8 protein-coding genes are annotated in these 9,022 nt (G+C 53.0%); 3 read left to right on the forward strand and 5 right to left on the reverse strand.

All coding sequences use genetic code 11. The features are described from left to right. Positions 1-137: 137 nt before the first annotated feature. Positions 138-833 carry a hypothetical protein gene (locus ACTG3Z_RS17185; protein ID WP_439144228.1) on the reverse strand — a complete coding sequence of 232 codons (696 nt, stop codon included), beginning with the start codon at positions 831-833 and terminating at the stop codon, positions 138-140. Further along, entirely contained in the window at positions 833-1,546 is a 714-nt protein-coding gene (locus tag ACTG3Z_RS17190) for an AAA family ATPase (RefSeq protein WP_439144229.1), read from the reverse strand. Before ACTG3Z_RS17190 ends, ACTG3Z_RS17185 begins: the two co-directional genes overlap by 1 nt. A 671-nt stretch (positions 1,547-2,217) precedes the next feature. Here ACTG3Z_RS17190 and ACTG3Z_RS17195 point away from each other — a divergent pair. The 3 genes from ACTG3Z_RS17195 to ACTG3Z_RS17205 are packed head-to-tail and all read left to right on the forward strand — an operon-like array spanning position 2,218 to position 7,007. Beyond that, complete coding sequence (locus ACTG3Z_RS17195; RefSeq protein ID WP_439144230.1) at positions 2,218-2,793, forward strand: transposase; 576 nt, start codon at positions 2,218-2,220, stop codon at positions 2,791-2,793. Beyond that, positions 2,780-4,939 (forward strand): relaxase/mobilization nuclease domain-containing protein, encoded by a 2,160-nt coding sequence (locus tag ACTG3Z_RS17200; protein ID WP_439144231.1) that lies wholly within the window; start codon positions 2,780-2,782, stop codon positions 4,937-4,939. The genes ACTG3Z_RS17195 and ACTG3Z_RS17200 overlap by 14 nt, the downstream gene beginning before the upstream one ends. Beyond that, on the forward strand, positions 4,932-7,007 hold the full coding sequence (locus tag ACTG3Z_RS17205; protein ID WP_439144232.1) for a type IV secretory system conjugative DNA transfer family protein: 2,076 nt from the start codon (positions 4,932-4,934) through the stop codon (positions 7,005-7,007). The genes ACTG3Z_RS17200 and ACTG3Z_RS17205 overlap by 8 nt, the downstream gene beginning before the upstream one ends. Positions 7,008-7,204: 197 nt before the next feature. Here ACTG3Z_RS17205 and ACTG3Z_RS17210 read toward each other — a convergent pair whose 3' ends face one another. Genes ACTG3Z_RS17210 through ACTG3Z_RS17220 form a run of 3 tightly spaced genes read right to left on the reverse strand, consistent with a single transcriptional unit; the run spans position 7,205 to position 8,899 of the window. Beyond that, a complete protein-coding gene (locus tag ACTG3Z_RS17210; RefSeq protein ID WP_439144233.1) occupies positions 7,205-8,293 on the reverse strand; it encodes a type IV secretion system protein in 1,089 nt (362 codons plus the stop codon). Between the two features lie 10 nt (positions 8,294-8,303). After that, entirely contained in the window at positions 8,304-8,705 is a 402-nt protein-coding gene (locus ACTG3Z_RS17215; RefSeq protein ID WP_439144234.1) for a hypothetical protein, read from the reverse strand. Beyond that, positions 8,705-8,899, reverse strand: coding sequence for a hypothetical protein (locus ACTG3Z_RS17220; protein WP_348288341.1), 195 nt, complete (start codon positions 8,897-8,899; stop codon positions 8,705-8,707). Before ACTG3Z_RS17220 ends, ACTG3Z_RS17215 begins: the two co-directional genes overlap by 1 nt. Between the last annotated feature and the right edge of the window lie 123 nt (positions 8,900-9,022).

The following is a 9,022-nucleotide window of genomic DNA, read 5'->3' on the forward strand; positions in this document are numbered from 1 at the left end:
GAAACCAAATCGACAAGAGTGGTGCGGGCGGAGGCGCAGCCGACAACACGGTCTTGTCTATTTTGTTTCAGGGGGAAGGAAGTCGAAACTCCTTCCCCCTCTTAGAAATATCGGGGCGCGGATTCCCGCGCCTGCGCTTAATATTTTGCTTTGAGTTCTTTGATCACTTCATCAAGACAGGACCAGAACAAAAGTTCGAATTGTCCTCTGACCATTGCAGGATCCGAACTGATGCCAAGGGGGTCTCGCTCTTTGCGCATGGCGTCCAAGATGGGGCCGGGCAATCGTTTGGAAGTGTGATAGCCCTGTTTCATCGGCAGCCTTTCGGCCTCCGGCTTTGGGATAAAGTCGGGTGAAAGAACAAACCGTTCCGTTGCACGGCGTCCCGCCAAGGTGACGATGTCTTTCATCTTGAGGCCCTTCTCTTCCAAGACGGCCATTTGTTTTGCCTGCGTGACCTTTACGGCGGCATCGAGCGTGGTCTGGCGTTCGCCCGTTCCGAGTGGATCATCAGAGCCCCGTGAGACATCAGCTTCGGTTATTTGTTTCTGGACTGCTGGGGTCTTTGCCTTTGATGGGGTTTGCCGTCCTGATGTGTTCGGTTTGACCCGTGCGGCCTTTTTCGGTTCCGGTGCGGATGTTGTGGTCTTTTCGGTAGTCACACTGGCTGGCATTGGCTGGGGTTTTGGCGTTTCGACAACGGCTCTCTCTGCTGCGACGCCTGGGACCACGACATCAGCGGGCATGTCGTTTGGCACGGGGCGGAACCGTTCAAAGCTGTGATCATATGATGGATCTGTGCCTTTGATTTGTGGCTTCTTGCGTCGTGCCATTATGCGTCTCCCATGGCTTCGGTCAGGATGGCTGTGGCTTCTTCGACGGCTTCGTCGAAGAGCTTTGCGTGGCTGCGAAATAGTCCATATTTGTGGGCGCGTCGGAAATCCGCCAAATCATGCAAGAATCCGGATCGGTCTGCGTCGATGTGTTGGTTTCGATGCATGAAGTAATCTTCCATGATCGGAAAACGCGTCAACGCGACCTCTTCAATGTATTTTTGAGAGGCGGTGAGCTTGTTCGGAACATCCGCAAACACGACCTTGAAAGATGGAAGGTTTTCGGGGTCGTCCGTCCGCTCTCTTAGGCCGCAGTACCAATTGAAAGTGTCGGTTGTGATTGTGAGGTCGGTATCGCCGAGCTTCATTGGCACGATGAGCACATCACTGAATGCGGCGAGATCGTCGGCCCATGCCCCAGCCGCACCTTGGGTGTCGACAAACACAATATCGGTCTCACCTTTCTCCCAGGCTTCATCCGTCCATTTTTCGAGGTCAGAAGAGACTTCGAGTTGGGCGCATCGCGCAAGCGGATTGTTTATTTCGGCGCGGTCAAACCACCGTGTCAGGGCTTGTTGTGGATCGGCGTCAAGCGCGAGGCATCGTTTTCCGTTTTTGATGGCCGCACTTAAGAGCGCTTGGAGGAGGGTGGTTTTTCCGGCCCCGCCTTTCCGGCTCATGACCGTGATGACCTTCATCTTGTCGTTTGGCATTGCTCTACCTCATTGCGTGTCGCGTATCGCGTGTCTGAAACAGCGCGTCGCGTTTATTGTTTTGCGTGCAACATATCGCGTACAGCGTGCTGCGTGTCAATTATCGCGTGGTATAAAATGCGTGACGGGTGTTGCGTGCGTGATATCGCGCGTCCGTGGTCCGTTTCGCGTGATGATTGTCGCGTGCCGCTTGAAGCGTGACGCGTGTCGCGTGACGTCAAGGTCTATTGCTCGGTTAGCTGAAGCGGCATGCTGTCCACTTTGGGCGTTTCATTCCAGGGCGGTGTTCGTACATCGCGTGCCGCGTGTCGCGTGCATTTTCGGTGATATTTGGGCCTGCCTCGGTAGCCGACGCAGAGAGGTGAGGTCAAAATTGCCGGCCAGAGGCGCTGAGCGGCGATTTAAAGGGCCATATCGGACCGGCGGGGGTGAGTTGCCGCGAATTTAGCATACATGGCCTCAGGGGCGTCTAATCTGCACCTCGCGCCGGGGAATGAAATTGACTCTTACCGAGGCTCAATCCTAAGGGCCGCCTGTGGGGCGGCGAAAGTAGCGGAATACAGCTCAGCTATTCGATTTATCAATCGTATAGGTTACGATGCAATATTATAATTGCGTTGTAACTAAACTGGCTGTATGAAGTTGGCAGGAAATAGGGAGTCTTTGTTCGCATGCCGTCTCGACGCCGCTTATCTGATCTGGAGCGATTGGAAATCGTCCGTGAAACTCTCAAAGGAGTTTCGTCTGCGGTGTTGGCAAAGCGCTACGATGTAACGGCACGAACCGTCCAATACACGATCCATCGAGACAAGCACCGTAAACGTGATAGCGGCATTCGGACCGAAAACGTGAGCGTCACACTTACGCCAGACGAGCTCCACCACTTCGATACGCTACTATCTCGCCATGGGATCAAGTACCGCTCCGATGCGCTGCGGCGATTGATCCAATCCGCAAACGGTGTGTTCCAACCCGATGAAATGCTCGCAGATGAACTGCGCGGGTTTCGAGCCGCGCTCAATCGCGTTGGTAACAATGTCACCCAGATCGCAAAGCGGATGAACGAGGCCAACAACAAGGGCATGCGCCCCGTATTCGGTCGCGCTAGTCTTGCCCAGATACGCAGCCTCGCAGGCTTTGTTCTCGACTTTGCCGACCAAGTCGATCTGTTGACCCGTCGCCGCACGGATTGCGTCCGATTGGTTGCAACTGATGCTCTGAAGGAGCTGGCCAATGCAGAGGAATGATGCGGTAACCGCTGTTACGGGTGAGATCTTTCGCGAAGGTTGGAGCAAGGTGCGCGGATCGATGCAAGGATTGGGCACAAAGCGCTCTCAAATGGTTCGTGCAGCAAAAGGTCATCGTGCAGCGGTGTTTAAGGCAATTAAATCGGGCGGGTGTCACACCAAGGCGCAGCTATCAAACCAGCTGGAGTATCTTGCCACGAAATCGTCGCACATCGTCGACAGCAGGGGCGTTTTCGACGGCAAGACCCAACTCGACACTTCTGAAATAAGGAGCGTAACCGACCGGTTCAGTGCGCGGTGGGATGAAGGGTTCCGTCCCAAGATGGGCCATACGACACATATGCTGATGTCCTTTCCGGTTGGAACCAATGGCGAAGACGTTCGCGATATTGCGGGCAGGGTTTGCGAGCGGTTCTTTGCAAATGATGCGCGCAACTTCGACTATCTCATTGCGGTGCATGAAGACCGGGCCCATCCCCATGCTCATGTTGTGTTGAACCGTCGTTCCCAAGAAGGCGAATACTTCTATCTCGGGCGGGATCATCACTTCAACTACGATGATTTTCGCATCGCGATGGTTGAGGAGGCGGAGAAAGTCGGTGTGCGGCTTGAAGCCACGCGGCGCATTGATCGTGGCGATGTGACGTATGCCACACGGGTCAGGGATATCTATGCCGCGAAGTCTGAAGGCCGATCACCGATCACGCGTGAACGGGTTGGGAGAGACTTGGACCGGGCCCTCGCAGATATTGCCAACACTGCCCGAACCTATCGCTCTTTGGCTGCGGAGGCTTCCGCAGAGAACCGGCACGATATTTCAAACGCTTTGTTCCGCGCTGCTGAGTTGTTGGCGCACGGCGGTCACCTTGAACAGAATGGAGAGGTTTACATGGATACGCAGGACTCTTTTGATGATCTTAAAGGGCGGTTTGCCGAACGTGCAAAGCGGGTTGAGCACTTTGTACGTGACGCGCCCGATACTCTGAAAGCAAAGTTCGAAAAGGAGCTTGATGCAATTTACCGCAACGTGGCTCATATGCAGCCCGTTGGTGTGCGCTCCTTCACCCTAAACGATGCAGCCTCTGCGACAGGGGTCTATTCCGAAATGAATATCGACAAGGACGCAGTGGCTGCCATGTCAGAGCCGGAAACCCGAGTTCAAATTGAAACTGCATTGCGAGGTACAGGAATTTCAGCGTCGTCGGTAACTGCCCGAGTTGAGCAGGGGGCAAGCAACGCGTGGCTTGAGCAGCGCTGGTTGGCGGACGACTTGACCAAAATCGCTGAAAGTGAGGGCCTCAATCTAGAGCGGAACGCAGATCTCAAGGTTGCTGTTGATCGGTTGGACGAGGCACATGTTCATTTGGGACAGGTTTTGGAACGTGCAGGTGTGCTTCGCGAAGATGGCGTGGTCGAAACTGACGTGGATAGTGACGAGGACTATTTCCGCGATGTTCAACAGCCTGAGCAAGAAGAGTTCATGGCAAAACATCCAGAGCTTCTAGCATCGCCATCGCAAGTTTACGGTGAAGATGATGATGGACGGGCTGTCGAGATCGTCGACCCGCAACGGGCAGACCAGATTGACCGTGAAGTTCAGGCGATTATGGGGCGCTCAGATGGACGGCTCAATATGGAAGAAGCCATCGCCGCGGATTTCAAGGCGCGGTACCCTGACATGCCTGATCATTTGGCGGATGGCTTGGCCGCTACCTATGCGGCTTCACATGAACTCAATGCACATGACGAAATTCGCCGAGACGCCATAGACCTAGACCGTCTGGACAAACTCAACGCTGATGGTGCCGAGGTGCGACGCGTTATTGCCCATGAACGCAACGACAAGATCAACTCACCGTTTGCCGAGAACGGCGGCAGCGTTGCATTCCGCCGCGAGATTGAGCGCGCCTTGGATGACGATCAGGTTGAGGCATTACGGTCTGGTGACTGCGACGCCCTTGCAGAGGTCATCGATGATCGACTTGATCGTCTCTATGTTGCCAAGGCGTATCTGCAATCTGACGAGACTACTGCCAACAGTGAAGCCACCCGCGAAGTTGTTTCCGAGATTGCAGAGGAAGAATATGACGCTCAGCGTCTGAAACATACACATGGGACGACTGAAAAAGGCCAGACACATGGATAAGGGCAAGATCGCCATTGGAATTGTGCTGCTGACACTCTTGGCGGTGGCGATTGGATATGTCGTGGCCACAGCGTTTTTGACGTTTCGGGACTTTGGGATCAAAGCGGAAATCGACTTCCTTTGGCTCGCCCAGAACTACCTTGAACTCCAAGATGTGAGACCAGCTGATTTTCGGATGGCCAACCTGATCATGAGCGGCTTTGGTTTGGCTGGGCTATTGCTCAGCGCCGTGCTGTCCGGGAGCGCGCTGACCAAGTTTGGCCGAACCCAGTGGCAAAAAGCTGCGCACATGCGGCGTAACGGGTTTTTCAGCAAACCCGGCACTGGTTTTGTCATCGGCAAACTAGGGAAAGCGAAGGGCAACGGGCAGCTCATTTGTTCCAAGGTGTTTCCGCACGCTTTGATTGTTGCACCCACGGGGCGCGGCAAGACCACGGGCTTTGTTATTCCGAACCTTTTGACCTTCCATGGCTCTGCGGTGGTCTTGGATGTGAAGGGCGAAAACTATGAATCAACCGCGCGTCATCGGGCAGGGCAGGGGGATGACGTGTTTCGGTTTGCGCCGACAGATTGGCATGATCGCCGCAGCCACCGGTATAATCCATTGCTGCGTATCGCCGAGATGGCTGATCCTGATCGCCAACAGATGGAACTGCAGTTACTCGCCTCATTGTTTTTACAAGCTGACAGCGACCGTGTTCAGGGCCTCTTGAAAGGCGGGATAGATTTGTTTGTCGCGGCCGGCCTTCTGGCTTTTGAGCGGGGCGTGCCAACGTTGGGTGAAATCTATCGGATCACGGCCAGTGGTGGACACAAGCAAAAGGAATTCATGAAGCGGCGCGACGAAGTGCAGAACCGTGCGGCTAAGCTGATCCTCGAGCGTATGGCCTCTACGAATAATGATACGCTGACATCCTATGTTTCCTTGTTGATGACGTCCGGTCTTGATCAGTGGAGCAACCCGGCCATCGACAAAGCAACGCGCGTTTCTGATTTCGACTTTAGAACGATCCGCTCAAAGCCGTTTTCCGTATATCTTGTTGTGTCGCCCAACATGGTGAAACCACTGGCGCCGCTGATACGGTTGTTTTTCTCTGACCTGATATCGTCCATGCAGGACAAAGAGCCTGGACCGGATGAGCCTTGGCCAGTGATGATCATGTTGGATGAGTTTAACCGTCTCGGAAAAATGCCGATTGTCACAGACAGCATAGAGACCCTGCGGTCTTACAACGGGCATTTGGCTATCGTTACGCAAACCATCCCAGCGCTTGATGAGATCTATGGTGAGAACACACGGCGTGCGTTGCAGGGGAACGCGGGTGTGAAGCTTTACCTGACACCCTCGGATGAAAAGACTGTCGAGGAGTTGAGCAAGGCTGTTGGCAAAACCACAAAGCGTGTGGTCACTCGTTCGAGGTCAATTGGTCGCAATCCATTTGAGGGGCGCAGTATGTCAGAGCGGACAGAAGAGACATCGCTGTTGCCAGAAGACGAAGTGCGCCGTTTGCCTTTGGATGACATCATTATCGTTGTGGATGCGCAGATGCCGATCCGCGCCAAGCGCATCCAGTATTTCGACGACCCGTTTTTCAAGAAAATCCATGCCGCTCAAACTGGAGAATTGCCGTTCCCGCCATTGGCGCGTTCGCTTGTCAGCGAAAAACCGTTGCCGGAAGTTGATGCAGTTCAGGGTAAGATGGACCAGTCCGAGGCTGGATCAATGGATGTCGGGGCAGGGGGGGCCGTTGTCTTAGAAAATGAAATCCAAAAAGTAGATGAACCGATGTCGATTGAGGAGTTGCGGGCTAAACCGCACAGGGCCAAGTTACGGACATCCAAACGTAAGCAAAGAGCGAAAACCGTTGATCAGGCTACTCGCGATTTGGAGTTTACACAGGCCGAGTTGGATGACGCAGTGCAGCAACGGCTCGTCAGCCTTGACCCTGAGAATGTTACAGAGGCGGATCTAAAAATACTCCAAGCTGCCGACGAACAACTTTCAGAGCTGGAAGCAGAGTTTACTGCAGACCGGCAGACGGGCGTTTCTGTTACGGCTGCTGAGTAGGAAGCCCGAGCAACTCAAATGGCTATCTTCTGAACAGCTCAATATATTCGGTAAACACAAACAATCGGTTGCGAAGTTGCCTCATGATTTTAGTCAGGACACCGTGAGTAACTGTCCTCCTATCTCAGAAAACAGATCAGAATCTGAGATAAGAGAATTCTAATGTCAATTTCAAAACTGTCGATTTGTACTGAACTCTACTTGCCACGTAGCCTATCGGATCTCGCCTGAATCCGCTGCATTTTTTGACCAGTTCCGGTTGGTTGCGGCGGTGGTGGGGAAGCGTTCCCTCGACTGGCAGGCTGTATTTTGACTGTGTCTCTTGGATTTCCAAGTCCTACTGCCTGGCGAGCACGAAGTGCGACAATCTCTGCACCTGATGCTGTGCCGACATCACGACGATTATACGCTTGCTGACTTCCAGAGATCGCGCGTCCAAACGAATACGTGCCTCCCATACCGCTAGTTAGCGCAGGCATTACGATGTTGCCGGAAACTGCCCGCACGATGAACGGAGTGGCAATGATGAACCCCTTCGCCATGAGGATCATCATAAAGAATGGGATCAGTGCACCAATACTTGTTGCGCCGGCAGGGTCTCCAAGCTCGGTTATCAGAGCAGATGCGACACCAGTTATCGTAGCAAAGACGCCAGCTATAATGACGGGGTAGATGGCAAAGGAAATCAATGCGGAAAGCCATCGGGCGAAATAGTCTTTGGTAACATCAAAGAGGGTCAGAAATATCATGATCGGAGCAAGTCCTATCAATAGTGCGATCATGAGGCGCGATGCGACGAGAATGAATGCCGCGAGCCCTCCCAATATCGAGAGCATCAAAACCCCCAGAATGTCGAGCATCGCACCGGCCATCCAGTTCAGTTCGGAACCTGCTGCATTAAGATATTCACCGAGTTCCGCTATCAACCGATCAAATTCTTCGGCAAAAGTCCCGGAGGGCCCAGGAGTACCTCCGCCGACTGAGGCTACCAAAGCGCCTGCAATACTGTCGATTCCACTCAGAATTGCAGTCGAAAACGCGTTGAATTGGACCCAGTTTGTCGCGAAGATGCCAACCAAGGTGATTTTCAAAGCGAGCCAAAAAGCTGTTCTGCCGTCCATGGACCGATATTGGAACGCCATGTTGATGAAAACAAAGATCACTAAAATGCTTGCAGCGAGTATTATCAGCGTTCCTGTCGTCGCCGCGACTGAACCGAACTGAGTTTCAGCAGAGGCATCAAGGTAGCTGCCGGCGGTTTCAACAAAATATGTTACAACGCTCATTCAGCTGACCTCACCAGTTTCCTTGTTGTTCGCACATTGGTTGAGCCACTTTTCGGTGAGCGTTCGCAGCTCGCCTGTATTCATCTATTTTTTCAAGGACTTCCCAGCGTTCTAAGCCAGCATAATGCTCGTAGTAGTATTGCTGTGCCGCTTCCCAAGAAGGAAAACGCGTTTCGCAAGAGCAATCATTATTTGTGGCAACAGCTTCCAATCCCTGCGCTCGATACATCAATTGAACGAGGTTGCCTTTGTGGGCCTCGCGTATGTCGATATTCGCAATCCAATCTGGTTCTTGTGGTTGCTGAGGACAGGCCCTTGGCGTGTTTTCCCCGAGAGTAGGAACAAACTGTGCCAATGCAGTTGATGACAGGGATATCATAAGTGCCGTTGCGAAAATGAAGATCCTTTGCATCACTTATTTCCTTCAGATGGTGTCATCTCACGTTTCAGAAAAACCGTTACGACTGACCCGCCAACTGTGATCGGAGCTACACCAACGATTTCAAAGCCCGAAGTCCCCCACTTCTTCAGCTGCGTCTGCATCGTTTCTATGGTTTTCTGAGACGATGTTTCAAACGTCAAAACTTCATGTTCAAACTGTTTCATTCTGGCCTCCTGTCTCTGATGTGCCGGGCAGATAAAACTCGGTAATGCCCCGGTCTCCCTCATGGCGACCAGCTTGGATGATGACATCAATTGAGCTTTCGATATATTCTATCATGTCTCGAT

It is taken from the genome of Planktotalea sp., from assembly GCF_965659345.1.
Taxonomy (GTDB): Bacteria; Pseudomonadota; Alphaproteobacteria; order Rhodobacterales; family Rhodobacteraceae; genus Planktotalea.

Coding starts and splice junctions, on each gene's coding strand:
- ACTG3Z_RS17185 (WP_439144228.1), bottom strand. CDS start 833: ATGGCACGACGCAAGAAGCCACAAATCAAAGGCACAGATCCATCATAT.
- ACTG3Z_RS17190 (WP_439144229.1), bottom strand. CDS start 1,546: ATGCCAAACGACAAGATGAAGGTCATCACGGTCATGAGCCGGAAAGGC.
- ACTG3Z_RS17195 (WP_439144230.1), top strand. CDS start 2,218: ATGCCGTCTCGACGCCGCTTATCTGATCTGGAGCGATTGGAAATCGTC.
- ACTG3Z_RS17200 (WP_439144231.1), top strand. CDS start 2,780: ATGCAGAGGAATGATGCGGTAACCGCTGTTACGGGTGAGATCTTTCGC.
- ACTG3Z_RS17205 (WP_439144232.1), top strand. CDS start 4,932: ATGGATAAGGGCAAGATCGCCATTGGAATTGTGCTGCTGACACTCTTG.
- ACTG3Z_RS17210 (WP_439144233.1), bottom strand. CDS start 8,293: ATGAGCGTTGTAACATATTTTGTTGAAACCGCCGGCAGCTACCTTGAT.
- ACTG3Z_RS17215 (WP_439144234.1), bottom strand. CDS start 8,705: ATGCAAAGGATCTTCATTTTCGCAACGGCACTTATGATATCCCTGTCA.
- ACTG3Z_RS17220 (WP_348288341.1), bottom strand. CDS start 8,899: ATGAAACAGTTTGAACATGAAGTTTTGACGTTTGAAACATCGTCTCAG.